Source organism: Janthinobacterium rivuli (genome assembly GCF_009208735.1).
Classification (GTDB): domain Bacteria; phylum Pseudomonadota; class Gammaproteobacteria; order Burkholderiales; family Burkholderiaceae_D; genus Janthinobacterium.
This window is the reverse complement of the sequence record NZ_WFLJ01000009.1, coordinates 169,473-193,547: the sequence shown is the minus strand read 5'-3', so window position 1 is coordinate 193,547 and position 24,075 is coordinate 169,473. Positions and strand designations below refer to the sequence as shown.

Annotated in this window: 23 protein-coding genes; 18 read left to right on the top strand and 5 right to left on the bottom strand. The window is 61.6% G+C overall.

All coding sequences use genetic code 11. The features are described 5' to 3' along the window. The first annotated feature begins 69 nt into the window (after positions 1–69). From GCN78_RS14055 to GCN78_RS14020, 8 genes are all read left to right on the top strand, one after another. Entirely contained in the window at positions 70–1,104 is a 1,035-nt protein-coding gene (locus GCN78_RS14055; RefSeq protein ID WP_413465208.1) for a KpsF/GutQ family sugar-phosphate isomerase, read from the top strand. Further along, positions 1,104–1,637 carry a KdsC family phosphatase gene (locus tag GCN78_RS14050; protein ID WP_077398943.1) on the top strand — a complete coding sequence of 178 codons (534 nt, stop codon included), beginning with the start codon at positions 1,104–1,106 and terminating at the stop codon, positions 1,635–1,637. The genes GCN78_RS14055 and GCN78_RS14050 overlap by 1 nt, the downstream gene beginning before the upstream one ends. 42 nt (positions 1,638–1,679) lie before the next feature. Further along, the gene (gene lptC / locus GCN78_RS14045) at positions 1,680–2,291 is read left to right on the top strand and encodes an LPS export ABC transporter periplasmic protein LptC (protein ID WP_226939637.1); all 612 of its coding nucleotides are present in this window, start codon (positions 1,680–1,682) and stop codon (positions 2,289–2,291) included. A gap of 25 nt (positions 2,292–2,316) precedes the next feature. Further along, positions 2,317–2,898: a lipopolysaccharide transport periplasmic protein LptA gene (gene lptA / locus GCN78_RS14040; protein ID WP_152252262.1), complete on the top strand. Its 582-nt coding sequence runs from the start codon at positions 2,317–2,319 to the stop codon at positions 2,896–2,898. Beyond that, positions 2,898–3,653, top strand: a complete 756-nt coding sequence (gene lptB / locus GCN78_RS14035; protein WP_034753325.1) for an LPS export ABC transporter ATP-binding protein — start codon at positions 2,898–2,900, stop codon at positions 3,651–3,653. The genes lptA and lptB overlap by 1 nt, the downstream gene beginning before the upstream one ends. 4 nt (positions 3,654–3,657) lie before the next feature. Beyond that, entirely contained in the window at positions 3,658–5,136 is a 1,479-nt protein-coding gene (locus GCN78_RS14030; protein WP_152252261.1) for an RNA polymerase factor sigma-54, read from the top strand. 69 nt (positions 5,137–5,205) lie between these two features. Beyond that, complete coding sequence (hpf, locus tag GCN78_RS14025; protein ID WP_035824124.1) at positions 5,206–5,568, top strand: ribosome hibernation-promoting factor, HPF/YfiA family; 363 nt, start codon at positions 5,206–5,208, stop codon at positions 5,566–5,568. Positions 5,569–5,698: 130 nt separating this feature from the next. Further along, positions 5,699–6,784: an enoyl-CoA hydratase/isomerase family protein gene (locus tag GCN78_RS14020; RefSeq protein ID WP_152252260.1), complete on the top strand. Its 1,086-nt coding sequence runs from the start codon at positions 5,699–5,701 to the stop codon at positions 6,782–6,784. A gap of 123 nt (positions 6,785–6,907) precedes the next feature. Here GCN78_RS14020 and rapZ read toward each other — a convergent pair whose 3' ends face one another. The 5 genes from rapZ to ilvA form a co-directional block, all read right to left on the bottom strand. After that, positions 6,908–7,771 (bottom strand): RNase adapter RapZ, encoded by an 864-nt coding sequence (gene rapZ / locus GCN78_RS14015; RefSeq protein WP_152252259.1) that lies wholly within the window; start codon positions 7,769–7,771, stop codon positions 6,908–6,910. A gap of 184 nt (positions 7,772–7,955) precedes the next feature. Beyond that, entirely contained in the window at positions 7,956–8,891 is a 936-nt protein-coding gene (hprK, locus tag GCN78_RS14010) for an HPr(Ser) kinase/phosphatase (RefSeq protein ID WP_034753337.1), read from the bottom strand. 36 nt (positions 8,892–8,927) lie between these two features. Beyond that, complete coding sequence (locus GCN78_RS14005) at positions 8,928–9,410, bottom strand: PTS sugar transporter subunit IIA (protein ID WP_071079718.1); 483 nt, start codon at positions 9,408–9,410, stop codon at positions 8,928–8,930. Between the two features lie 333 nt (positions 9,411–9,743). Then, positions 9,744–10,586, bottom strand: coding sequence for an NADPH-dependent 7-cyano-7-deazaguanine reductase QueF (gene queF, locus GCN78_RS14000; protein ID WP_152252258.1), 843 nt, complete (start codon positions 10,584–10,586; stop codon positions 9,744–9,746). Between the two features lie 113 nt (positions 10,587–10,699). Further along, entirely contained in the window at positions 10,700–12,235 is a 1,536-nt protein-coding gene (gene ilvA / locus GCN78_RS13995; RefSeq protein WP_152252257.1) for a threonine ammonia-lyase, biosynthetic, read from the bottom strand. 201 nt (positions 12,236–12,436) lie between these two features. Here ilvA and GCN78_RS13990 point away from each other — a divergent pair, with 201 nt between their 5' ends. From GCN78_RS13990 to ubiB, 10 genes are all read left to right on the top strand, one after another. After that, entirely contained in the window at positions 12,437–12,928 is a 492-nt protein-coding gene (locus GCN78_RS13990; RefSeq protein WP_152252256.1) for a YqaA family protein, read from the top strand. A gap of 268 nt (positions 12,929–13,196) precedes the next feature. Then, positions 13,197–17,237 (top strand): DUF3683 domain-containing protein, encoded by a 4,041-nt coding sequence (locus GCN78_RS13985; RefSeq protein WP_152252255.1) that lies wholly within the window; start codon positions 13,197–13,199, stop codon positions 17,235–17,237. Then, complete coding sequence (locus tag GCN78_RS13980; RefSeq protein WP_152252254.1) at positions 17,237–17,686, top strand: HIT family protein; 450 nt, start codon at positions 17,237–17,239, stop codon at positions 17,684–17,686. Before GCN78_RS13985 ends, GCN78_RS13980 begins: the two co-directional genes overlap by 1 nt. Before the next feature lie 9 nt (positions 17,687–17,695). Further along, positions 17,696–18,148, top strand: a complete 453-nt coding sequence (locus GCN78_RS13975) for a gamma-butyrobetaine hydroxylase family protein (RefSeq protein WP_152252253.1) — start codon at positions 17,696–17,698, stop codon at positions 18,146–18,148. Positions 18,149–18,376: 228 nt separating this feature from the next. Further along, on the top strand, positions 18,377–18,721 hold the full coding sequence (locus GCN78_RS13970) for a YciI family protein (protein ID WP_152252252.1): 345 nt from the start codon (positions 18,377–18,379) through the stop codon (positions 18,719–18,721). A 2-nt stretch (positions 18,722–18,723) separates the two neighbouring features. Further along, positions 18,724–19,965 carry an RNA polymerase sigma factor gene (locus GCN78_RS13965; protein ID WP_152252251.1) on the top strand — a complete coding sequence of 414 codons (1,242 nt, stop codon included), beginning with the start codon at positions 18,724–18,726 and terminating at the stop codon, positions 19,963–19,965. 29 nt (positions 19,966–19,994) lie between these two features. Further along, positions 19,995–20,729, top strand: a complete 735-nt coding sequence (gene ubiE / locus GCN78_RS13960; RefSeq protein ID WP_034753359.1) for a bifunctional demethylmenaquinone methyltransferase/2-methoxy-6-polyprenyl-1,4-benzoquinol methylase UbiE — start codon at positions 19,995–19,997, stop codon at positions 20,727–20,729. A 31-nt stretch (positions 20,730–20,760) separates the two neighbouring features. After that, on the top strand, positions 20,761–21,708 hold the full coding sequence (locus tag GCN78_RS13955) for a Tim44 domain-containing protein (protein WP_152252250.1): 948 nt from the start codon (positions 20,761–20,763) through the stop codon (positions 21,706–21,708). A 152-nt stretch (positions 21,709–21,860) separates the two neighbouring features. Beyond that, the gene (locus GCN78_RS13950) at positions 21,861–22,499 is read left to right on the top strand and encodes a ubiquinone biosynthesis accessory factor UbiJ (protein WP_226939636.1); all 639 of its coding nucleotides are present in this window, start codon (positions 21,861–21,863) and stop codon (positions 22,497–22,499) included. After that, positions 22,496–24,067: a ubiquinone biosynthesis regulatory protein kinase UbiB gene (ubiB, locus tag GCN78_RS13945; protein ID WP_046682125.1), complete on the top strand. Its 1,572-nt coding sequence runs from the start codon at positions 22,496–22,498 to the stop codon at positions 24,065–24,067. The genes GCN78_RS13950 and ubiB overlap by 4 nt, the downstream gene beginning before the upstream one ends. Positions 24,068–24,075: the final 8 nt, after the last annotated feature.

Here is a 24,075-nt window from a genome sequence, read left to right as displayed (position 1 = left end):
GTCAATGGAAATCGTTGTTTGTTGTGACTGGCAAGTTTTTTGCTTTCCTAATTCGTTTATACTTTGGGCATGAGTGTAACCCATGAAAAAACAATGCTGAAAGCTTTTGATCGAATTGACATGCAAGCGACGACCGAGCGCGCTGTCGCGCTGGCCCGCACCACCTTGCAGATCGAGTCCGACGCCATCAATGCCCTGCACGCGCGCCTGGCCACGGACGACAGCGTGGGCCGTGCCGTGGCGATGTTGCTGCAATGCAAAGGGCGTGTCGTCGTCTCGGGCATCGGCAAGTCCGGCCATATCGCGCGCAAGATTGCCGCCACCCTCGCTTCCACCGGCACGCCGGCCCTGTTCGTGCATCCGGCCGAAGCGGCCCATGGCGACCTGGGCATGGTCACCTCGGACGATGCGTTTATCGCCATCTCGTACTCGGGCGAATCGTCGGAACTGATGGCTATCATGCCCGTCGTCAAGCGCATGGGCGGCGTACTGATTTCCATGACGGGTAAACCGAACTCCAGCCTGGCCCAGTTGGCCGATGTGCATCTGGATATTTCTGTTGAGAAAGAAGCCTGTCCGCTGAACCTGGCGCCTACGGCCAGCACCACCGTGACCCTGGCCCTGGGCGACGCGATCGCTGTGGCCTTGCTCGACCTGCGCGGCTTCAAGGAAGAAGATTTCGCCCGTTCGCATCCGGGCGGCGCCCTGGGCCGCCGCCTGCTCACCCACGTGCATGACGTCATGCGCAGCGGCGAACGGGTGCCGAAGGTGCCAGTGGACGCCTCGCTGCTGCAGGCGCTGGAAGAAATGACGAAGAAGGGCATGGGCATGACGGCCGTCGTCGACGCGGACGACCGTCCCGTGGGCGTGTTTACGGATGGCGATTTGCGCCGCATGTTCGAGCGCGTGCAGGATTTCACGCAAGTGGCGATCCGCGACGTCATGCATGCGCAGCCGCGCAGCATCGCGCCCGAACGCCTGGCCGTCGACGCCGTGGCCGTGATGGAGCAGTACCGCATCAACCAGATGCTGGTCGTCGATGGCGACGGCAAGCTGGTGGGCGCGCTGCATATCCATGATCTGACGCAAGCGAAGGTGATCTGATGGACAGCGTGGCGGACAACCTGGCGCGCGCGGCCAAGGTCAAACTGATGATCTTTGACGTCGATGGCGTGCTCACCGACGGCAGCCTGCATTTCGGCCCCGACGGCGAGATGATGAAAACGTTTAATGTGTATGATGGCCTGGGCATCAAGCTGCTGCAGGAATCGGGCGTGCAGACGGCCATCATCAGCGCGCGCCGCTCGGCGATCACGGCGCGCCGCGCGCAAGACCTGGGCATTACCCATGTGCACCAGGGCGGCCACGACAAGCTGACGCCGTTTCGCGAACTGTTGGCGCTGACGGGCTTGACGGAAGAGCAATGCGGCTATATCGGCGACGACGTCATTGACGCGCCCATCCTGAAACGCGTCGGCTTTGCCGTCAGCGTGCCGGGCGGGCGTCCGGAGGCGCAGGGCCTGGCGCACCATGTGACGCAGGCCGGCGGCGGCCGCGGCGCGGTGCGCGAGATCTGCGAATTCCTGCTGCGCGCCCAGGACAACTATGCGCGCGTCATGGCGCCGTTCCTGGAGTGAGGCGCGCCGCCTCGCCAGTGACCTTTGAAAGAGTGAAGCCCTATGCGTAAGCCAGGAGGCGCCCATCGCTGGCGCATGATTTTTACCGTGCTGGGCGCGGTTGTCGTCGCGCTGGGCAGCTTTTGGCTGCTCGAGGTGATGAACAAGAACAGCCAGGACATCACGGCCAGCAAGCATCTGGATGAGCCCGACTATTTCATCACCAATTTCAGCATGGTGCGCATGGATTTGACGGGTAAACCCAGCTATATCGTCTCGGGCACCAAGCTCACGCATTATCCGCTGGACGATTCGTCCGATATCGACCAGCCTTTCGTGCGCAAGCTCACGCCCGGCATGCCGCCGTTGAACATGAATGCGGAACTGGCGCATATCGACCAGGACAATACCCGGCTGCAATTGCACCGCAAGGTCGTGATCGACCGCGTGGCCAGTCCGAAGGCGCAGAACCTGACGGTCAGGACGGAAGCGTTGACGGTGTTCCCGGACGAGGAAAGAATGGAAACGGACGTGCCTGTCGATATCCTGACGGGCGCCTCGCGCATCAACGGCATCGGCATGAAGGCCAATAACGCCACCGGCGTGGTGGAAGTGCAGAATGCGCTGCGCATGGTCCTCCCGCCGAAACCGCGCCCGGCCGCGGCGGCAAAATGACAGAATGAAACAAGGAAACCATACTATGAAGAACATCTTGCTGTTGACCGTATTTTCTCTGGCCATGACAGGCGTGGCGCATGCCGAGAAAGCCGATTCCGAGAAGGAAGCCGTCATCACGGCGCGCAGCGGCCATGTCGACGACGTCAAGCAGGTGCGTACCCTGACGGGCGACGTCGTGCTGGTCAAGGGCACCCTGACCATGAAGGCGGGCCGGGCCCTGATCACGGAAGACCCGCAAGGCTACCAGTTCATTACCTTCTGGGCCGATCCCGGCAAGCTGGCCACCTTCCGCCAGAAGCGCGATGGCGCGGGCGACCTGTGGGTCGAAGGCGAAGCGGAGCGCGTGGAATACGACAACAAGACGGAGGTGGTGAAACTGTTTTCCAAAGCCAAGCTGACGCGCCTGGAAGGCACGAAAGTGACCGACGTGGCCAATGGCGCCTTCATCTCGTATGACAGCCGCAAGGAAGTGTTTGCGATGGAAAATTCCGATAGCGGCACCAGCACCGCCGATGGCGGCAGCGTGCGTATGGTGATCCAGCCGAAGACCAAGTCACCGGCGGCGGAGAAAGCGCCGGCCACGCCTGCGCCAGGAAAGAAATAATGGACAATACTCGTTGCGGCAGCACCCTGATCGTTCGCGGGCTGCAAAAAACCTACGGCAAGCGCCAAGTCGTGCATGATGTCTCGCTGCAAGTCGAATGCGGCGAAGTGGTGGGGCTGCTGGGCCCGAACGGCGCCGGCAAGACCACCTCGTTCTACATGATCGTCGGCCTGGTGCCGTCGGACGGCGGCAGCATCGACATCAGTGGCGTGGACATCTCCAGCCTGCCGATCCACCGCCGCGCGCAGATGGGCCTGTCCTACCTGCCGCAGGAAGCGTCCGTCTTCCGCAAGCTGACGGTGGAAGACAATATCCGCGCCGTGCTGGAAATCCAGACCGTCGAAGGCCGACCGTTGAAGAAGGCCGAGATCGAGGAGCGCCTGGATAAACTGCTGGCCGACTTGCAGATTGAAAAGCTGCGCGAGAACCAGGCCCTGTCGCTGTCCGGCGGCGAGCGGCGCCGCGTGGAAATCGCCCGCGCGCTGGCCACCGATCCCCGCTTCGTGTTGCTCGACGAACCGTTCGCCGGCGTCGATCCGATCGCCGTGATCGAGATCCAGCGCATCGTGCGCTTCTTGAAGGAGCGCAATATCGGCGTGCTGATCACCGACCATAATGTGCGCGAGACGCTGGGTATTTGCGACCGTGCCTACATCATCAACCAGGGCTCGGTACTGGCGTCGGGACGCCCCGACGACATCATCGCGAACGAGTCGGTACGCCGGGTCTATCTGGGCGAACACTTCCGCATGTAAGCCAATGAAACAATCATTGCAGCTGCGCACTTCGCAGCACCTGGCACTGACGCCGCAGTTGCAGCAATCGATACGCCTGTTGCAACTGTCTACCCTGGAATTGCACCAGGAGTTGGAGCAATTGCTGACGGATAATCCCTTGCTCGAACGCCTCGACGATCCGCTCGACCGTTCGTTGCGCCTGCTGTCCGACGGGGCCTTGAGTTCCACGGCCGCGCCGGCCGAAGCGCCGCCCCAGCCGCCAGGCCAGGAGGCGCCCGCGGCGCCCGCCGAAGCGGAGGCGTTTGACGGCGAGGCCGCTGACAGCCCGGCCGCCGCGGATGGCGGCGACAGCGACTGGAGCGAGGCGAGCCGGGGCAAGGCGCCCGACGACGAAGATTCGCGCCCGCAGCTGGAGGCCCATCACTGCACCCTGCGCGAGCACCTGATGGAGCAGATGCGCGTGACGGTGCTCGAATTGCGCGACCGCGCGCTGGTCGAGCTGATCATCGACGCGCTCGACGACAATGGCTACCTGGAAGAGTCGCTCGACGAGATCCTGGCGCGCCTGCCGGAAGAGCTGGAAATCGACGCCGACGAGATGCGCACGGCCTTGTCGCTGCTGCAAAGTTTCGATCCGCCCGGCGTGGGCGCGCGCAATGCGTCCGAATGCCTGGCCCTGCAAATCAAGCGCTTGCCGCATGTTGCCATGGTGACGCGGCGCATGGCCCTCGTCATCGTGGAAAAGCACCTGGCCTGGTTTGCCCAGCGCGACTTCAACAAGCTGAAAAAAGCCCTCGATTGCGACGATGAAGACTTGCGCGAGGCGCAGACGGTGATTCGTCAGTGCAATCCGCATCCGGGTGCCGTGTTCGCCTCGGACGTGTCCGATTACGTGGTGCCTGACGTCGTCGTCAAGCGCGCGCGCAATGGCTGGCAAGTCACCCTGAACAACGACGTCATGCCGCGCCTGCGCGTCAACGCCATGTACGCCAACCTGCTCAAGCAGGGCAAGGGCGAGGGCGCCATGGGTGCACAGTTGCAGGAAGCCAAGTGGCTGATCAAGAACATGCGCCAGCGCTTCGACACGATCCTGCGCGTGGCGCAGGCGATAGTAGAAAGACAAAAGAACTTTTTCTCGCATGGGGCCGTTGCCATGCGCCCCCTTGTGCTCCGTGAAATAGCTGATACACTGGGTTTACACGAGAGTACTATCTCGCGGGTAACAACTCAAAAGTACATGCTGACCCCGCACGGCATGTTCGAGTTGAAATATTTCTTTGGTAGCCACGTCGCCACCGAAGCGGGGGGCGAAGCGTCATCGACGGCGATACGGGCATTGATCGTGCAACTGACAGGAGCAGAAGACCCTAAAAATCCTTTATCCGACAGTAAGATTGCGGACATGCTGGGGGAACAAGGCATGGTGATTGCGCGACGTACTGTTGCCAAATACCGGGAAGCATTGAAAATTCCGCCAGTGAGCCTGCGTAAGTGTTTGTAAGTTTTTTTCGGTTCCTCTGCGGGCCGGATACGATGGACCGCACGAACCCGATCATCTTTAGGAGTGTGTATGAATCTCACCATCAGCGGACATCATCTCGAAGTGACACCAGCCATCCGTGAATACGTACAAACGAAACTGGAGCGCGTGAAACGTCATTTCGATCAAGTCATCGATATCGCCGTGATTCTGACCGTGGATAACCTCAAAGAGAAAGAAAAACGTCAAAAGGCCGAAGTCAACCTGCGCCTGAGTGGCAAAACTGTCTATGTAGAAAGCTTGGCGCACGACCTGTATGCCGCCATCGATACCCTGATCGACAAGCTGGACAGGCAAGTGATGAAATACAAAACCAAAGTGCAAGGGCACGGTAAAGAGGCGATCAAGCATCTGCCAGACAACTCCGAGGAAGACGCTGTCGTCGCCGTCTAAGGCCACCCGCTTCCAGCAGTTGTGATCAACTAAGGGCGCACATCTTGCGCCCTTTTTTGCGCCCAGCGGAACGCAATGTTCCCCGCGCAGGCGCTAGAATGTTTGCACTTTCACTTCTTTCCTGCCTGCCATGAGCGACTTCGTCCAGACCTCCATCCGTCACCGCACCGGGCACATCGTGCTCGACCGTCCGAAAGCCTTGAATTCCCTGTCGCTGGACATGGTGCGCGCCCTGAGCGCGGCCCTGCTGGCCTGGCGCGACGATCCGCAGGTGGACGCCGTCGTCATCCGATCCAGCAGCGACAAGGCCCTGTGCGCCGGCGGCGACATCCGTTTCTTTTACGATGCGGGCCTGGCCACGCCGCAAGGCGGCAGCGCCTTGCTGGAAGATTTCTTCACGGAAGAATATGCTTTAAATCATTTAATTCATTTTTACCCGAAACCGTATATCGCCGTGATGGATGGCGTGGTGATGGGCGGCGGCATGGGCGTGGCGCAAGCCGGGCCTGGCAACCGCTTGCGCATCGTCACGGGCCGCACGCGCATGGCCATGCCGGAAGTCAATATCGGCCTGTTCCCGGACGTGGGCGGCAGTTATTTCCTGTCCCGTCTGGCCGGTCATCTCGGCCTGTACCTGGGCTTAACGGGTTTGACGATCAACGCGGCCGATGCCCTGTACACGGGCCTGGCCGATGTCTACCTGCCCGAGGCGCAGATGGGGGCGCTGCTGGCCCTGTTCGAATCGACGCCGGGCGAGGCCTTGCCGGTGGCCATCAAGGCGCTGGCGGCGCCGTTCCAGGCCGAGGCGGGCGTTTCTGCCCTGGCCACGGCGCGCGCGGCGCTGGACCGCCATTTCGGCGCCGGTTCCGTGGCGGCCATCATGGCCTCGCTGGCGCAGGACGACGGCGCGTTCGCCGCCAAGGCCCTGGCGGCCATGCGCCTGCGTTCGCCGCTGATGATGTCGGTGACCCTGGAATTGCTGCAGCGGGGCGCGCATCTGGGCGTGGCCGATTGCCTGCGCATGGAGCGCACGGTGGTGCGCCACAACTTCGAACATGGCGAAGTGCTCGAAGGCGTGCGCGCGCTGGTGGTCGACAAGGACAATGCGCCGCGCTGGAACCCTGCCAGCCTGGACGAAGTCGACGCGGCCATGGTGGCGCGCTTCTTTGCCCCCGTCTGGCCGGCCGCTGCGCATCCGCTTTATCATCTGAAGTAACAACGCTGGATAAAACCGTAGCGAGCGGAAGGGAGAGGTGGTTGAGAAGCGGAACTGTGCTTTACGCACAGTGAGCATCGCAGACCACCTATACCGACGCGCAGTAGGTTTTATTGGCGTTCTCTAGCTGCGCTCGCGGTGGCGTAGAACCACGCGCTCGTTGGGGCCGAAATATTGCGCCAGCCGTTCCGCCATGTACACGGAGCGGTGCTGGCCGCCCGTGCAACCGAGGGCCACCGTCAGGTAGCTGCGGTTGTCGGACTTGAATGACGGCAACCATTTCTCGATGAAGGCGCGGATGTCGGCCAGCAGTTCCAGCGCGCTCGGCTGTGCGTCGAGGAAGGCGATCACGGGCGCGTCGCGGCCGTCGAGGGGGCGCAGCGCCAGGTCGTAATAGGGATTGGGCAAGGCCCGCACGTCGAAGACGAAATCGGCATCCAGCGGCACGCCGAGCTTGAAGGCGAACGATTCAAAGAACAGGGTCAGCGGCGCGCGTTCGGAGGCGACGATATCCTTGATCCAGGCGCGCAATTTGTTGGCGCTCAGTTCCGACGTATCGATCACATGGCCCAGCTGCTCGATGGTCGACAGGCGTTCGCGTTCTTCCGAAATGCATTCGATCAGGGTGCGGCGGCTGGCCGGATTCTGGTTCGGACGCAATTCATGCGACAGCGGATGGCTGCGCCGCGTTTCCGAAAAGCGCGCCACCAGTGAATGCGTGGTGGCCGTCAAGAACATGACCTTGACGTCGTGCCCCTGGTCGCGCAGCAGGGCCACATTGTGCGGCAAGCTGACGAGCGACTCGGCGCTGCGCGCATCGACGGCGACGGCCAGTTGCGGTGTACCTTCGTCGAGCAGGGTTTGCACCAGGCTGGGCAGTAAGGCCGGTGGCAGGTTGTCGACACAATAGTAGCCGGTATCTTCCAGCACATTGAGCGCGACGGATTTGCCGGAGCCGGATATTCCGGTGATAAGGACGATATGCATACGCCGATCATACAATAAAGATCGGCACTGCGCTCCCGGGGCAATGATCTTTACAAATTATTGCAATTTCATATATGTATTTCGTAGGTCGGCCTAGCGCAAAGCGGTGCAGCAGGGAATTCACGCAGCACAGCTGGGTGCCTGCGCAACGGTTCGCCCTTGCAAGGGCGAACTCCATTGCAGACTAGTCACCACTCATTGCTAATCTCTGCCGTTCCATGAACTCTTGCAAGGTATCGATGCCGCGCAGTTGCAAAATCGTATTGCGTACGGCCGCTTCCAGCAGCACGGCGATGTTGCGGCCGGCGGCGACGGGGATGACGACCTTGCGCACGGGCAGGCCCAGCACGTCTTCCGTGGGGAACAGGAAAGGCAGGCGCTCGACTTCTTCTTCCAGCGCGTTGCGGCGCACCAGGTGCACGATCAGCTTCAAGCGCATCTTGCGGCGCACGGCCGTTTCGCCAAAGATGGCCTTGATGTCGAGCAAGCCCAGGCCCCGCACTTCCAGCAGGTTTTGCAGCAGGGGCGGGCAGCGGCCTTCGATCATGTTGGGCGCGATGCGCGAGAATTCGACGGCGTCGTCAGCCACCAGGCCGTGGCTGCGCGAGATCAGCTCCAGGCCCAGCTCGCTCTTGCCCAGGCCCGAATCGCCCGTGATCAGCACGCCCACGCCCAGCACGTCCATGAACACGCCATGCATGATGATGCGCTGTGCGAGTTTTTTCGACAGGTAGACGCGCAGGAAGTCGATCACTTGCGCGGCCGGCAGCGGGGTCGAGAACAGGGGGATGTTTTGCTCGTCGCAGATGGCGAGGATGTCGGGCGGCGTTTCCAGCCCTTGCGCGATGATCAGCGCGGGCGGACCGCCGGCGATCAGCTCGCCGATCACGTGAGTGCGCGTGTTGACCTTCAAGCGCTGGTAGTAATTGATTTCCTGGTGGCCGAAGACCTGGATGCGGCCCGGATGGATCAGGTTCAAGTGGCCCACCTGGTCGGCGGCCGACGAGACGTCGCCCGAGATCAGGCGTTCGCCGCCGGGGAAGCCGGCGAACCAGCCCAGTTGCAGACTTTCACGATTATCGTCGTACAGGCGTTGTATCGTCAGCGGCGTTTGCAACATGGCAGTCTTCTTCAGGAGTGGAGGAATACCTGAAGTTTAACCCGCCGCTTGCAGACTGGGTTGCCAATTGACGATGCGTGAATGGACGGATTTCGGTTCCGGATCCGTGGCCAGCGCCGTGCGGAAGGCATCATCGGAAAACATTTCGGCGATTTCCGACAGGATTTCCAGATGTTGCTGGGTGACATGATCGGGAATCAGCAGGAAAAACAGCAGATTGACGGGCTTGCCATCGGGCGACTCGAACGGAATCGGTTCGGCCAGGCGCACGAAGGCGCCCAGTGGCGCTTTCAAGGTCTTGCTGCCCTTGACTCTGCCATGCGGCACGGCCACGCCATGGCCGAGGCCAGTCGAGCCCAGGCGTTCGCGGGCAAACAGATTGTCCGAGACGGTGGAGCGGGCGATGCCGTAATTGTTTTCGAAGATCAGGCCGGCTTGCTCGAAGGCGCGCTTTTTACTGGAGACTTCCAGGTCCAGCAGGACGTTTTCGAGGGATAATATTTTGCTAAGATTAGTCATGACACTCAATGAAATGGTGCAATGCGCAGAGGGCTTGCGAGCCGAATTATAGGCCTGTTTCGGCGGCCTGTAACGCCAATTCTCAACAGTATACGCCCGCTGCGGGCGCAGTGGGCGCTACAACCCGTGACGCCATCATTTTAGCAAAAAAATAACGCCTGGGTGTATCGGCTATTTCTTGATGAAAAACACGCGGCGCGCCGGTTTTTCCGCCGCCGAATGCCGATTTTCCGATTTTTCAGCGTCTTCGACATGCTCTGCGGCATTACTGCAACGTTGTTTTAAAACACAGCCAACATTCCTGTTGGCATGGTGTTGTGGTGTTGCTTGGTGTTACTGGCGCGCATTGCGCAGATTGCCCGGCATCGCTCCCGTGCTGAAGTTGCTGCGCCACGGATTGATATCGAGGCCGCCACGGCGCGTATAACGCGCATACACGGACAGTTTTTGCGGCTTGCACTGACGCAAGATGTCGACAAAGATGCGCTCCACGCATTGCTCGTGGAATTCATTGTGTTCGCGGAAGCCGATCAGGTAGCGCAACAGGCTTTCCTGGTCGATCTGCGGTCCCGCATAGTCGATCTGCACGCTGCCCCAGTCGGGCTGGCCCGTCACCAGGCAATTCGATTTGAGCAAGTGCGAGACGAGTTTTTCTTCCACTGGCGCCTCGTCCAGTGCCGCCTTCAAGAGCAGCGGCGAGGGCGTGTATTGCGTGATTTCCAGGTCCAGGCGGTCGAGCAGCACGCCGTCGAACTCGCCCATTTTGAGCTTGCCGAAATCTTCCTGCAAGGTCAGTTCCACTTGCACGGGCGCGCCGAAACCGTTGGACAAATCCTGCTTGAGCAGGGCCAGCAAGGCATCCGGGCTATCCAGTTTGGTCTGGTTGAACGAGTTCAGGTACAGCTTGAACGATTTCGATTCGATGATGTTCGGCGAATCGGCCGGGGCGCTGACCTTGGCGATGGCCACCTGCGGCTTGCCGCGCTGATTCAGCCACGACAGTTCATACGCATTCCAGATGTCGAGGCCGAAGAACGGCAGGGTGCCGCGCAATTCCAGCTCGTCGCGCTTGCCCTGGCGCGGAATCGGAAACAGCAATTCCGGCGCGTAATCGGTGCGGTAGGCGGAGCTTTTGCCCAGCGGGGATTGTTCGGCGAGGTCGTTGGTGGTGGTCATGGTCGTGTGGCTACAAATTCTGTGAAGGGTGAATGGTAGCTTATTTCAACCCAACGGCGACGGCTGGGGTCGTACCCTGCAGGGTACGACCCCAGTATTTGCAGTTGGGCTTATTACCCCAGGAACAGTTTATACACAGGATTGCTGCTTTCATCCCAGTAACGGTACCCCAGGGTATCGAGGAAGCGGGCGAATTCCCCCATCTCGTCGGGTGGCACTTGCAGGCCGATGAGGATGCGGCCCACGTCGCCGCCCTGGCTGCGGTAATGGCACAGGGAAATATTCCAGTTCGGCGCCATGCTGTCGAGGAAGCGCATCAGCGCACCCGGGCGCTCGGGAAATTCAAAGCGGTACAGCAGCTCGTCCTGCGCCAGCTGGCTCTTGCCACCCACCAGGTGGCGGATGTGCGACTTGGCCAGCTCGTCGTGGGTCAGGTCCAGGGTCTTGAATTCATGTTCCTCGAACGTCTTCGCCAGCACGCTGGATTCATGCCGGTCAGCGATCTGGATGCCGACGAAGACGTGCGCGGCTTTTTCATCGCTGATGCGGTAGTTAAATTCCGTCACGTTGCGTGCGCCGATGAGCGAGCAGAAGCGCTTGAAGCTGCCCCGCTGTTCGCGCATGGTGACGGCAAACACGGCTTCGCGGAATTCGCCCAGTTCCGCCCGTTCCGCGACGAAGCGCAAACGGTCGAAATTCATGTTCGCGCCGCTGGCGATGGTGATCAGGGTTTCATTGTTGACGGGATGCTTGGTCAGGCTGGCCCGTTCCACATAGGCCTTGGCGCCGGCGATGGCCAGCGCGCCCGACGGTTCCAGGATGGAGCGCGTATCCGTAAACACATCCTTGATGGCGGCGCAGATGGCGTCCGTGTCGACGGTGATGATCTCATCGACATACGCCTGCACGAGGCGGAACGTTTCCTCGCCGGCCAGGCGCACGGCCGTGCCGTCGGCGAACAGGCCCACGTCGTTCAGGGTCACGCGCTCGCCCGCTTTCAGCGAGCGGGCCATGGCATTCGAATCGACGCTTTGCACGCCGATGATCTTGATGTCGGGGCGAATCTGTTTCACATAGGCGGCAATGCCGGCGATCAAGCCACCGCCGCCGATGGGGGCGAAGATGGCGTGGATGGGGCCGGCGTGCTGGCGCAGGATTTCCATGCCGATCGTACCCTGGCCGGCGATCACGTCCGGGTCATCGAACGGGTGCACGAAGGTCAGCTTCTGTTCCTTTTCCAAGGTCAGCGCATGGTTGTAGGCATCGGTATACGACTCGCCGTGCAGCACCACTTCCACGTTCACGCCGCCGCGTCCCTTGACCGCCTCGACTTTCACCAGCGGCGTGGTGGTCGGCATGACGATGACGGCGCGGCAACCCATGCGCGCCGCCGACAGGGCCACGCCCTGGGCATGGTTGCCGGCCGAGGCGCAAATCACGCCGCGCTTGCGGTCCGCTTCGCTGAGCTTGGACATCTTGTTGTAGGCGCCACGAATCTTGAAGCTGAACACGCTTTGCATGTCTTCGCGCTTGAAGTAAATCTGGTTGTTCAGGCGCTGCGACAGGGCAGGGGCCAGTTCCAGCGGCGTTTCGGTAGCGACGTCATAGACGCGGGCGGTCAGGATTTTCTTGAGGTAGTCGATGTTCATAGTCTGCAAGCAAGTGATTCTGGGCCAGAAAGGGTCTGGAGCGTGTCGGGCGATAGCGGCGGCGCCGCGGCGGATAGCCTGGCGACAATAATGCTCTGTGGAACTGCGGGCGGGTAGGCCTTTGCCGGTCGGCGCGGATTGTGCGGCGCCCAGGCTGCTCTTCATTATAATGGAGAGCCTTACCGCATCGCGAAGTGTTCCATGATCGAATCCGCAATCGCCTGGCTGCTGCAGCTGATCGCAGCACCGGAAGTCGGGCTGACCTCGGTCTTTCTGATCAGCTTTATTTCCGCCACCTTGTTGCCGCTCGGCTCGGAACCGGCCGTCTTTGCCGTCATCAAGGCCAATCCCGCGCTGTTCTGGGCCGTCATCGGCGTCGCCACCCTGGGCAATACCTTGGGCGGTATCGTCGACTACTGGCTCGGCTACCGCGCCAAGCAGGCGTTCGCCAAGGAGCGCGACACGCGCTGGTTCCGCTGGCTGGCCCGCTATGGCGCCAAGACCATGTTGCTGGCCTGGCTGCCCATCGTGGGCGACCCGCTGTGCACCCTGGCCGGCTGGCTCAAGCTGCCGTTCTGGCCTAGCGTGGTTTACATGGCCATCGGCAAGTGCGCGCGCTATCTCACCATGACGGGCTTGCTGCTGTACGTGCCCGATGGCGTATGGCACAGGATTGGACAAATGCTGGCGTAAACGGCAGGCAAACGGGCGTAATGCAACGCCAGTTTGCCCCATTTTCGGGCAGTTCGATAGTTTGTGACCGAGTCCGATTCTTGGCATTTTTGCGTCAAAAAATCATCTAAACTGGTTTTTTATTCATGCAAAATAGGGCTTTTCCATATTTGCTATGGTGGCCGATGCGGTGCTTAACCCTTAGGCGGCCTAAGGCTGTTCCGGCATGGTGCGGCGCAATAAGATAAAATGGGCCTTTAGGGTCCAGTCCACACCGTCACCACACTCCATGAACGCTCCCGCACAAATCCAAGCTTTACTGGCAGAAACGCCGAATGGTCCCGCAGCAAGCCGCCTGCGCGAAATCCCATATAACTACACGTCGTTTTCCGATCGCGAGATCGTCATACGCCTGTTGGGGGAGGACTCCTGGCGCCTGCTCGACGAGCTGCGCGGCGCCCGCCAGACGGGCCGTTCGGCCCGCATGCTGTACGAGGTGCTGGGCGACATCTGGGTCGTGCGCCGCAATCCTTACCTGCAGGATGACTTGCTGGACAATCCGAAGCGCCGCCAGGGCTTGATCGATGCCTTGCATCACCGCCTGGCCGAAGTCGACAAGCGCCGCCTGTCCATCGATGCGGCCGGCGGCGATGCGCTGGCTGCCGGTGAAGCGCCGGAAGTGGCGCAAGCGCGCAGTCGCAATGTGGAACTGCTGCTGAAGGCTGCCAGCAAGGCCGTGGCCGACTTCGGCGACGAATTCCGCAAGACGTATGACTTGCGCAAGCGCACGGTCAAGGTGCTGGGCCGCTACACGGAAAAGCACAATGTGCGCTTCGACGGCATGACGCGCGTGTCGCACGTGACGGACGCCACCGACTGGCGCGTGGAATACCCGTTCGTCGTACTCACGCCCGACACGGAAGAGGAAATGGCCGGCCTGGTGAAGGGTTGTATCGAGCTGGGGCTGACCATCATCCCGCGCGGCGGCGGCACCGGCTACACGGGCGGCGCGATTCCATTGACGCCGATGTCGGCCGTCATCAACACGGAAAAACTCATCACGCTGGGCGCCGTGGAAATGACGGTCTTGCCGGGCCTCACGCACGAATACGCGACGATCCATTCGGGCGCGGGCGTGATCACGAATAAAGTGTCGGAAGCGGCGGAAAAGGCCGGCTTTGTCTTCGCCGTCGATCCGACCTCGGCCCATGCTTCCTGTATCGGCGGCAACGTCGCCATGAATGCGGGCGGCAAGAAGGCCGTGCTGTGGGGCACGGCGCTCGATAACCTGGCCTCGTGGCGCATGGTCGACCCGAACGGCGACTGGCTCGACGTCACCCGCCTCGACCATAACCTGGGCAAGATCCACGATATCGCGCTGGCACGTTTCCAGCTGGAATGGCGTCACCCGAGCACGCGCGACGCGACCAAGCCGAACGCGCCGTTCAAGACGGAAATCCTGGAAATTCCTGGCCGCAAGTTCCGCAAGGAAGGCCTGGGTAAGGACGTGACGGACAAATTCCTCGCCGGCTTGCCGGGCATCCAGAAGGAAGGTTGCGACGGCTTGATCACGTCGGCGCGCTGGATTCTGCACAAGATGCCGAAATTCGCCCGCACCGTCTGCCTGGAATTCTTTGGCCAGGCGCGCGACGCGATCCCGTCGATCGTGGAAATCAAGGATTACCTGGACGGCTTGCCGGCCAAGGGCGAGCAATACACGAGCATCCGCCTGGCGGGCCTGGAACACCTGGACGAGCGCTACCTGCGCGCCGTCGGTTACGCCACCAAGTCGAAACGGGGCGTGCTGCCGAAGATGGCCCTGTTTGGCGACATCGTCGGCGACGATGAAAACGCCGTCGCGCAAGCGGCGTCGGAAGTGGTGCGCATTGCCAATACCCGCGTGGGCGAAGGCTTTGTTGCCGTCAGCGCGGAAGCGCGCAAGAAATTCTGGCTCGACCGGGCCCGCACGGCCGCGATCGCCAAGCACACCAACGCGTTCAAGATTAATGAAGACGTCGTGATTCCGCTCAACCGCATGGGCGAATACACGGATGGCATCGAACGCATCAATATCGAGTTGTCGATCAAGAACAAGCTGCAACTGGCCGACGCCTTGAGCGAATTCTTTGGCAAGGGCAACTTGCCTGTTGGTAAGAGCGACGACGCTTCCGACGACCGCGTCGACGATGCGGAAATGCTGGGCGACCGCGCCGAGCAGGCGCAGCAGCTGTTGGCGCAAGTGACGAGCCGCTGGACCTATCTGCTGGCCCAGCTGGACCGTCCGCTGGCCGACGTGAAGGGTGAATTGGCCGAGCTGGGCATGGAGCGCTTGCTGCCCGTGTTCGAGGCACGCCTGGAAACCCAGCCGGACGCCACCCTGTTCGACGTGGTGCAGGACCGCACCGTGCGCGTGACCTGGAAGCAGGAAATCCGCGCCCAGCTGCGCCAGATCTTCAACGGCGCCGCCTTCAAGCTGATCCTCGACGAGGCCACGGCGATTCATGCGCGCATCTTGCGTAGCCGCGTGTTCGTCGCGCTGCACATGCACGCGGGCGACGGCAACGTGCACACGAACTTGCCCGTCAACTCGGACAATTACGCAATGCTGCAGGACGCCCATGAAGCCGTGGGCCGCATCATGATCCTGGCCCGCTCGCTCAATGGCGTCATTTCCGGCGAGCACGGTATCGGCATCACCAAGCTGGAATTCCTGACGGAAGAAGAGATCGGCGACTTCCGCAGCTACAAGCAGCGCATCGATCCGGAAGGCCGCTTCAACAAGGGGAAACTGCTGAACCTGCCAGGCATGGGCGCCGACTTGCGCAATGCCTACACGCCATCGTTCGGCCTGATGGGCCACGAGTCCTTGATCATGCAGCAAAGCGATATCGGCGCCATCGCCGACAGCGTCAAGGATTGCTTGCGTTGCGGCAAGTGCAAACCCGTGTGCTCGACCCACGTGCCGCGCGCGAACTTGCTGTATTCGCCGCGCGACAAGATCTTGGCGACCTCGTCCCTGATCGAAGCCTTCCTCTACGAAGAGCAGACGCGCCGCGGTATTTCCATCAAGCATTGGGAAGAATTCGAGGACGTGGCCGACCACTGCACGGTGTGCCATAAATGCGTGACGCCTTGCCCCGTCAACATCGACTTCGGCGACGTGTCGATGAACATGCGCAACTTGCTGCGCAAGATGGACAAGAAGAGCTTTAATCCGGGCACCAAGGCGACGATGATGTTCCTCAACGCCACCGATCCCGTGACCATCAACGCCACGCGCAAGGTCATGATCGGCTGGGGTTACAAGGCGCAGCGCCTGGGCCACGATTTGCTGAAGAAGTTTGCCAAGAAGCAAACCAAGGCGCCGCCGCCGTCGACCGGCAAGCCGCCCGTCAAGGCGCAGGTGATTCACTTCATCAACAAGAAGATGCCGGGCAACCTGCCGAAGAAATCGGCGCGCGCGCTGCTCGACATCGAAGACGACAAGGTCATCCCGATCATCCGCAATCCGAAGACGACGACGGCCGATACGGAAGCCGTGTTCTACTTCCCTGGTTGCGGTTCGGAACGCCTGTTCTCGCAAGTGGGCCTGGCCACGCAAGCGATGCTGTGGGAAGTGGGCGTGCAGACGGTCTTGCCGCCAGGCTACCTGTGCTGCGGTTATCCGCAGCGCGGTGCGGGCGAGTTCGACAAGGCCGAGAAGATGATGACGGACAACCGCGTCCTGTTCCACCGCATGGCCAACACGCTCAATTACCTGGACATCAAGACGGTGCTCGTCTCGTGCGGCACCTGCTACGACCAGCTGGCAACATACCAGTTTGAAAAGATTTTCCCCGGCTGCCGCATCATGGATATCCATGAGTATTTGCTGGAGAAAAACGTCAAGCTGGAAGGCGTGAACGGCACGCGCTATATGTACCACGAGCCATGCCACAATCCGATGAAGCTGCAGGAATCGGGCAAGACCATCAACTCCCTGATCAGCACGGTGGACAACGTGAAGATCGAGAAGAATGACCGTTGCTGCGGCGAATCGGGTTCCCTGGCCGTCACGCGTCCCGACATTTCCACGCAAGTGCGTTTCCGCAAGGAAGAAGAGATGGTCAAGGGCGCCGACAAGCTGCGCGGCGACGGGTTTACCGGCGACGTGAAAATCCTCACCAGCTGCCCGTCGTGCCTGCAAGGCTTGTCGCGCTACAATGACGATTCGGGCACGACGGCCGACTACATCGTCGTCGAGATCGCCAAACACTTGCTGGGAGAGAACTGGATGCCGGATTACGTGAAGCGCGCCAATGACGGCGGCATTGAACGGGTGTTGGTGTAATGTCCACGCCTTGCGATCTGTGCAGCTTGCTGGATGGCTACGCCAACAAGCAGGGTCTGGAGACCTTGCTGTGGCGCAGCGAGCGCCTGTCCGTGGTGGCCGTCGACGACCCCAGCTACCCCGGTTTTTGCCGCGTGATCTGGAACAAGCACGTCAAGGAAATGACGGACTTGACTCCCGGCGAGCGCAACTACGTCATGGAAGTCGTGTGGCAAGTCGAGCTGGCCGTGCGTGAAGTGATGCAGCCGGAAAAGGTCAACGTGGCCAGTTTCGGCAACATGACGCCGCACGTGCATTGGCACGTGATTCCCCGCTACCGCGACGACGCGCATTTCCCGAACCCGAGCTGGGCGGTGATCCAGCGCGAGACGGCGCCCGAGGTGCTGGCCGCGCGCCGCGCCCTGCTGCCCGCCTTGCGCGCCGCCATCATTCAACGTTTATCCGCATAAAGTATCGTCATGACTGAAAAAGCAGCAACGCCCCAACCCACCGGCTTGACCGTGCACAACCAGTCGCGCGTGCTCGACGTGGCTTTCGACGATGGCAACACATTTGCGCTGCCCTTCGAATACCTGCGCGTGTACTCGCCGTCGGCTGAAGTGCAGGGCCATGGCAAGGGCCAGGAAACCTTGCAATTAGGCAAGCGCCTGGTCGGCATCACGGGTCTTGAGCCTGTCGGCAACTATGCCGTGCAGCCCACCTTCAGCGATGGCCACAATTCCGGCCTGTACACCTGGGCTTATTTGTACAAGCTGGGCGCCGAACAAGCGACCCTGTGGCAGGATTACCTGGATCGCCTGGCAGCCGCCGGCTATCCGGGCGACAGCGGCCGCGACGCCAAGGCCGACATGACGGTCAAGCAATCTTCCGGCGGCCACGTGCATGGTCCCAGCTGCGGGCATAAACATTAAAACACCTGAAAAACCTACTGCACGTCGCCATTTGCGGCCGCCGATGCTCACTGCCTCGGCGGCCCCGTGCTTAGCACAGTTCCGCGTCTCGGCCACAACTTGCTTCCGCTCGCTACGGTTTTTTAGGCGTTTAGAAAAAATAGTGCGGTAAGCTTGTCGGATTGCTGCATATCCATTCGTCGTATGAATGCCCGCGCTTGCGGGCATTTTTCTTTTGGAGAAGAGACCATGGAATACCTGATCCTGATCTACGCCGATGAATCCCGCTATGAAACCATGCCGGAAGGACAGATGGCCAGCCTGATGGCCGACTTTGCCAGCTATACGCAAGACCTGGAAGCGGCCGGCGTGCTGCGCGGCGGCGCCGAGCTGGCGCCCGTGGGCAGCGCCAACAGCGTGCGCGTGAGAAACGGCACGCCGGTCATCACGGATGGGCCGTTCGCGGAAACCAAGGAGCAGCTGGGCGGCTATTACCTGCTGGACTGCGCCCACCTGGACGAGGCGCTGGCCTGGGCCGGGCGTTGTCCGGCCGCTTCCCTGGGCACCATCGAAGTGCGGCCCGTCACGGCCTGAGCATGGCCGGCGACGCCATCGCGGCCGTCGAACACGTCTTTCGCCAGGAAAAGGGCAGGGTGCTGGCCGGCCTGATGCGGCGCTTCGGCGACCTGGGCCTAGCGGAAGATGTGTTGCAGGAAGCATGCCGCAAGGCGCTGGAACTGTGGCCACGCGCGGGTATCCCGTCCAATCCCGCGGCCTGGCTCACTTCCGTGGCGCGCAATGCGGGTCTCGACCACGTGCGCCGCGCGGGCAAGAGCGTCGTCGACGCCGAGGCCGTGCTGTCGAGCTTGCCTGCATCCGTGATGGAAGAGCCGCCCGCCATCGGGGATGATCGCCTGCGCCTGCTGTTCATCTGCTGCCATCCCGCGCTGGCACCTGAGGCGCAGGTGGCGCTGGCCCTGCGCACCCTGTGTGGCTTGACCACGGCGGAGATCGCACGCGCCTTCGGCCTGGCGGAAGCGGCCCTGTCGCAGCGCCTGCTGCGCGCCAGGCGCAAGATCGCCGAAGCGCGCATCCCTTTCGAGTTGCCACCGAAGCAAGAATTGCAGCAACGGCTGGCGCAAGTGCTGCATGTCATCTATCTGGTGTTCAGCGAAGGTTATTGCGCCAGCGGCGGCGATAGCTTGCTGCGCGCCGACCTGTGCGCGGAAGCGCTGCGCCTGGGGCGGCTGCTCGACAGCCTGCTGCCGCCCCAGCCGGAAGTGCAGGGGCTATTGGCCTTGATGCTGCTGCAGGCGTCGCGCGGCCCGGCCCGCCTCTCGCCCGAGGGGCATTTGCTGACCCTGGAAGAGCAGGACCGCCGCCTGTGGCACGGAGATTTGATCGCCGAGGGACTGGCCGTGCTGGAACTGGCCTTGCCGGCGCGCGCGCCGGGGCCATACCAGTTGCAGGCGGCCATTGCCGCCTTGCACGCCAAGGTGGCTGCGGCCAGCCAGACGGACTGGCGCCAGATCCACGTCCTGTACGGCGCCTTGCTGCGGCACAAGCCGGAACCCTTGATCCTGCTCAATGCCGTGATCGCCTGCGCCATGGCGCATGGCGCCGAACACGGGCTGGCGTGGCTGGAACGCCTGGAAGCCGTGCCCAGCCTTGCCAGCTCGCACTATCTGCACGCGGCCCGGGCCGACCTGTTGCGCCGCCAGGGCGACCGGCCGGGGGCCCTGGCGGCGTATGCCCGGGCGGCCATGCTGGCCGCGAATGCAGTGGAAAGGCAATACCTTCTCCGGCGTCACGGGGAAATGCGCCTGCCGCTTGTATAATGCTCCCAAGTTCAAACAGACTGCCTACCATGACCAATACGACCCATTTCGGATACAAAACAGTTGCAGAAGACGACAAAGTGCGCGAAGTCGCCAAGGTGTTCCATTCCGTCGCTGCCAAATACGACGTGATGAACGACTTGATGTCGGGCGGGCTGCACCGTCTGTGGAAGACGTTCACCATCGCCAACGCGGGCGTGCGCCCCGGTTTCAAGGTGCTCGACATCGCCGGCGGCACGGGCGACCTGTCGAAGGCGTTCGCCAAGCAGGCCGGTCCAACTGGCGAAGTGTGGCTGACCGATATCAATGAGTCGATGTTGCGCGTGGGCCGCGACCGCCTCTTGAATCGCGGCTTGCTCACCCCCACCTTGTTGTGTGATGCGGAAAAACTGCCATTCCCTGACAATTATTTCGACCGTGTCAGCGTGGCCTTTGGCCTGCGCAACATGACGCACAAGGATGTGGCGCTGGCGGAAATGCGCCGCGTGCTGAAACCGGGCGGCAAGCTGCTGGTGCTGGAGTTTTCCAAGGTGGCCGCGCCCCTGCAAAAGCCGTACGACCTGTATTCGTTCTCGGTCTTGCCGTGGTTCGGACAGAAGATCGCCGGCGACGCGGAAAGCTATCGCTACCTGGCAGAATCGATTCGCATGCACCCGGACCAGGAGACGCTGAAGACCATGATGGAAACGGCGGGCCTGGAGCGCGTGCAGTACTACAATTTGACGGCAGGCATAGCCGCTTTGCATACCGGCATCAAGATGTAATGCATCAACGTTGGTGATTTTAGGAGATGGAATGAAATTGAAGAAATTTATGGTCGGCATGATGCTGGCCGCGACCACGGTATCCATGCTGGGCGAGGCGCTGGCCCGTCCCATGGGCGGTGGCCGTTCGTTTGGCCGCCAGTCGCAAAACGTGGGCCGCCAGGCGCCCGCGCCGGCACCAACCCCGGCACCGGCCGCCGCGCCACGCCAGGCGCAACCTGCGCCAGCTCCCGCACCGGCGCCTGCCGCCAAGGCACCGAGCCGCTGGAAGGGCTTGCTGGGCGGCGCCTTGCTGGGCCTGGGCCTGGGCGCGCTGCTGTCGCATTTCGGCCTGGGCGGCGCCCTGGCCAGCATGATCAGCACCCTGCTGATGGTGGCCTTGCTGGCCGGCGTGGCCTTCTTCATCTACCGCATGGTGCGCGGCAAGCGCGATAACAATGCCAACGGCAATGCGCCGTTCGCCGGCTTTGGCAACCAGCCTGCGCCAGCCGGCAACGTGCCCGACATCGGTTCGCGCATTCCGCCGCTGCCGCCGCTGCAACCGGTCTCGTCGGGCGTCGGCCTGGATAAGCCGGTCCCGGCACCGGCTGCCGCGCCATGGGGCGTACCAAGTGACTTCGACAAGGAAGCCTTCCTGCGCCACGCGAAAAGCAATTTCATTCGCCTGCAAGCGGCCTGGGACAAGGCCGACGTCAACGATATCCGCGAATTCACGTCGCCGGAAGTGTATGCGGAACTGCGCATGCAAATCCAGGAACGGGGCGCGCAGCCGGACTTCACGGACGTCGTCACCATCGACGCCGAACTGCTGGGCATCGAGACGAGCGTCAACGATTACCTGGCCAGCGTGAAGTTTACGGGCCTGATCCGTTCGGCGCCAGGCGCGGCGGCCGAGCCGTTCGCGGAAGTGTGGAATATGTCGAAACCCGTCAGCGGCAATAGCGGCTGGGTTCTGGCAGGCATCCAGCAATTGAATTAATTGTCAAAACTTGCTGAATAATGGCTTAAGTTCATGCGGAATGCATGATGCTTAACAGATATTTCCTGCTGAACTGGTAAGATCGAAACCGCCCGCGTTGTTTTACGGGCGGTTTTTTCTTTTTAGGGGCGCGCCTGGCGCGCTGTATATAGATGGCACCACTTTCCGACCTTTCCCTGATGACGCCCGTCATCGCGACTATCAACCATTTGCTGGCGCAAGAGCCGTGGGCGCGCCAGCAGCTGGTCGTGCACGCCGGCAAGCTGGCCTGCATCGACACGGGCGCCGTGGCTTTGCGCCTGCGCGTCGACAGCGCCGGCATGCTGGAGGCTGCGCCGGCCGACATGCCGGCCAACGTCACCATCCGCGTGAAACTGTCCGATGTGCCGCTGATCCTGCAAAACCGCGAACGGGCGTTTTCCTACGTCAAGATCGAGGGCGATGCCGAGTTTGCCAATGCGATTTCGCAATTGAGCAAGGGCTTGCGCTGGGAAGCCGAGCACGACCTGGAAAAACTGGTCGGTCCCATGCTGGCCACGTGCCTCGTTTCCGGCGCGAAGGATGCCGCCGCCTTTGTGCGCACGGGCCAGCAAAAGCTGGCGGAAAACGTGGCCGAATATTTCCTCGACGAACAGCCCATGCTGATCCGTCCTTCCACCCTGCAAGAGTATTCCGCTGGCGTGACGCGCGTGCGCGATGATGTCGAACGCCTGGCCAAGCGCCTTGCCCGGCTGGAAAGGGCGGCCGCCGCCGTCCAGCCGCAGTCCTCCTCACCGGATTTGTCTACATGATATTGAAATTCCTGCGCCTGTTTAAAATCATCCGTGTTTCCATCAAGTACGGTCTGGATGAGATAGCGATTTCTGGTCTGCAAGTTCCCCGCACCGCCAAATTGATCGACACCCTGATATTCTGGCGCGACCTGTCGTCGCCGCGGGGCTTGCGCCTGCGTCTGGCGCTGGAAGAGCTGGGCCCGATTTTCGTCAAGTTCGGCCAGGTGCTGTCGACCCGGCGCGACCTGATGCCGCTCGACATCGCCGAAGAACTGGCGCGCCTGCAAGACCGGGTGCCGCCGTTCGATTCCGACCTGGCCATCGCGCAGATCACCAAGTCGCTCGGCGCGCACCCGGATCAGTTGTTTGCCCGTTTCGAGCGCGAACCGGTGGCGTCCGCCTCGATTGCCCAGGTGCACTTCGCCACCCTGAAAGATGGCCGTGAAGTGGCCGTGAAGGTCTTACGTCCCGGTATGAAAAAGCTGATCGATGAAGACGTGGCCCTGATGCACATCGCCGCCGACTGGACCAGCCGCCTGTGGGCCGACAGCAAGCGCCTGAAGCCGAAAGAGGTGGTGGGCGAGTTCGACAAATACCTGCATGACGAGCTGGACCTGATGCGCGAGGCGGCCAACGCCAGCCAGCTGCGCCGCAATTTCGCCAACTCGGACTTGCTGCTGGTGCCGGAAATGCACTGGGATTATTGCTCCAGCAGCGTCATCGTGATGGAACGCATGTACGGGATTCCCGTGTCGCAGACCGAGCGCCTGGTGGCGGCCGGCGTGGATTTGCGCAAGCTCTCCAGCGATGGGGTGGAGATTTTCTTCACGCAAGTGTTCCGCGACGGCTTTTTCCATGCGGACATGCATCCGGGGAATATCCTCGTGTCGATCGCCCCCGACTCGTTTGGCCGCTACATCGCGCTCGACTTCGGCATCGTGGGAACGTTGAACGACTACGACAAGGATTATCTGTCGCAAAACTTCCTCGCCTTCTTCCGCCGCGACTACAAGCGCGTTGCCGAGGCGCACATCGAATCGGGCTGGGCGCCGAAGGATACGCGCGTCGATGAGCTGGAAGCGGCCGTGCGCGCCTGCTGCGAGCCGATCTTCGACCGTCCGCTGAAAGATATTTCTTTTGGGCAAGTCTTGCTGCGGCTGTTCCAGACCTCGCGCCGCTTCAACGTGGAAGTGCAGCCGCAGCTGGTGCTGCTGCAAAAGACCCTGCTCAATATCGAGGGTCTGGGCCGCCAGCTGGACCCGGAACTGGACCTGTGGCAAACGGCCAAGCCTTACCTGGAAAAATGGATGAGCAACCAGGTGGGGCCGCAAGGCTTCATGGAACGCCTGCGCGCCGAGGCGCCCCGTTATGCGCACATCTTCCCGCAACTGCCGCGCCTGCTGCACCAGGCCTTGACGGTGCATGGCGAACCGCGCGAAAACGACGTGGAATTGATGAAAACCTTGCTGGCGGAACAACGCCAGACGAACCGCTTGCTGAGCTTTATCGTGTACTTCGTGGGCGCCTTCGCCCTCGGCGCGCTGGGCTTGCAAGTGTTCATGCGCTGGCATCAACTGCCGTTTTAACTGGCTGA

What these genes read in the sequence shown, in the direction of transcription:
- GCN78_RS14055 (WP_413465208.1), top strand. Translation starts at nt 70, where the DNA reads ATGAGTGTAACCCATGAAAAAACAATGCTGAAAGCTTTTGATCGAATT.
- GCN78_RS14050 (WP_077398943.1), top strand. Translation starts at nt 1,104, where the DNA reads ATGGACAGCGTGGCGGACAACCTGGCGCGCGCGGCCAAGGTCAAACTG.
- lptC (WP_226939637.1), top strand. Translation starts at nt 1,680, where the DNA reads ATGCGTAAGCCAGGAGGCGCCCATCGCTGGCGCATGATTTTTACCGTG.
- lptA (WP_152252262.1), top strand. Translation starts at nt 2,317, where the DNA reads ATGAAGAACATCTTGCTGTTGACCGTATTTTCTCTGGCCATGACAGGC.
- lptB (WP_034753325.1), top strand. Translation starts at nt 2,898, where the DNA reads ATGGACAATACTCGTTGCGGCAGCACCCTGATCGTTCGCGGGCTGCAA.
- GCN78_RS14030 (WP_152252261.1), top strand. Translation starts at nt 3,658, where the DNA reads ATGAAACAATCATTGCAGCTGCGCACTTCGCAGCACCTGGCACTGACG.
- hpf (WP_035824124.1), top strand. Translation starts at nt 5,206, where the DNA reads ATGAATCTCACCATCAGCGGACATCATCTCGAAGTGACACCAGCCATC.
- GCN78_RS14020 (WP_152252260.1), top strand. Translation starts at nt 5,699, where the DNA reads ATGAGCGACTTCGTCCAGACCTCCATCCGTCACCGCACCGGGCACATC.
- rapZ (WP_152252259.1), bottom strand. Translation starts at nt 7,771, where the DNA reads ATGCATATCGTCCTTATCACCGGAATATCCGGCTCCGGCAAATCCGTC.
- hprK (WP_034753337.1), bottom strand. Translation starts at nt 8,891, where the DNA reads ATGTTGCAAACGCCGCTGACGATACAACGCCTGTACGACGATAATCGT.
- GCN78_RS14005 (WP_071079718.1), bottom strand. Translation starts at nt 9,410, where the DNA reads ATGACTAATCTTAGCAAAATATTATCCCTCGAAAACGTCCTGCTGGAC.
- queF (WP_152252258.1), bottom strand. Translation starts at nt 10,586, where the DNA reads ATGACCACCACCAACGACCTCGCCGAACAATCCCCGCTGGGCAAAAGC.
- ilvA (WP_152252257.1), bottom strand. Translation starts at nt 12,235, where the DNA reads ATGAACATCGACTACCTCAAGAAAATCCTGACCGCCCGCGTCTATGAC.
- GCN78_RS13990 (WP_152252256.1), top strand. Translation starts at nt 12,437, where the DNA reads ATGATCGAATCCGCAATCGCCTGGCTGCTGCAGCTGATCGCAGCACCG.
- GCN78_RS13985 (WP_152252255.1), top strand. Translation starts at nt 13,197, where the DNA reads ATGAACGCTCCCGCACAAATCCAAGCTTTACTGGCAGAAACGCCGAAT.
- GCN78_RS13980 (WP_152252254.1), top strand. Translation starts at nt 17,237, where the DNA reads ATGTCCACGCCTTGCGATCTGTGCAGCTTGCTGGATGGCTACGCCAAC.
- GCN78_RS13975 (WP_152252253.1), top strand. Translation starts at nt 17,696, where the DNA reads ATGACTGAAAAAGCAGCAACGCCCCAACCCACCGGCTTGACCGTGCAC.
- GCN78_RS13970 (WP_152252252.1), top strand. Translation starts at nt 18,377, where the DNA reads ATGGAATACCTGATCCTGATCTACGCCGATGAATCCCGCTATGAAACC.
- GCN78_RS13965 (WP_152252251.1), top strand. Translation starts at nt 18,724, where the DNA reads ATGGCCGGCGACGCCATCGCGGCCGTCGAACACGTCTTTCGCCAGGAA.
- ubiE (WP_034753359.1), top strand. Translation starts at nt 19,995, where the DNA reads ATGACCAATACGACCCATTTCGGATACAAAACAGTTGCAGAAGACGAC.
- GCN78_RS13955 (WP_152252250.1), top strand. Translation starts at nt 20,761, where the DNA reads ATGAAATTGAAGAAATTTATGGTCGGCATGATGCTGGCCGCGACCACG.
- GCN78_RS13950 (WP_226939636.1), top strand. Translation starts at nt 21,861, where the DNA reads ATGGCACCACTTTCCGACCTTTCCCTGATGACGCCCGTCATCGCGACT.
- ubiB (WP_046682125.1), top strand. Translation starts at nt 22,496, where the DNA reads ATGATATTGAAATTCCTGCGCCTGTTTAAAATCATCCGTGTTTCCATC.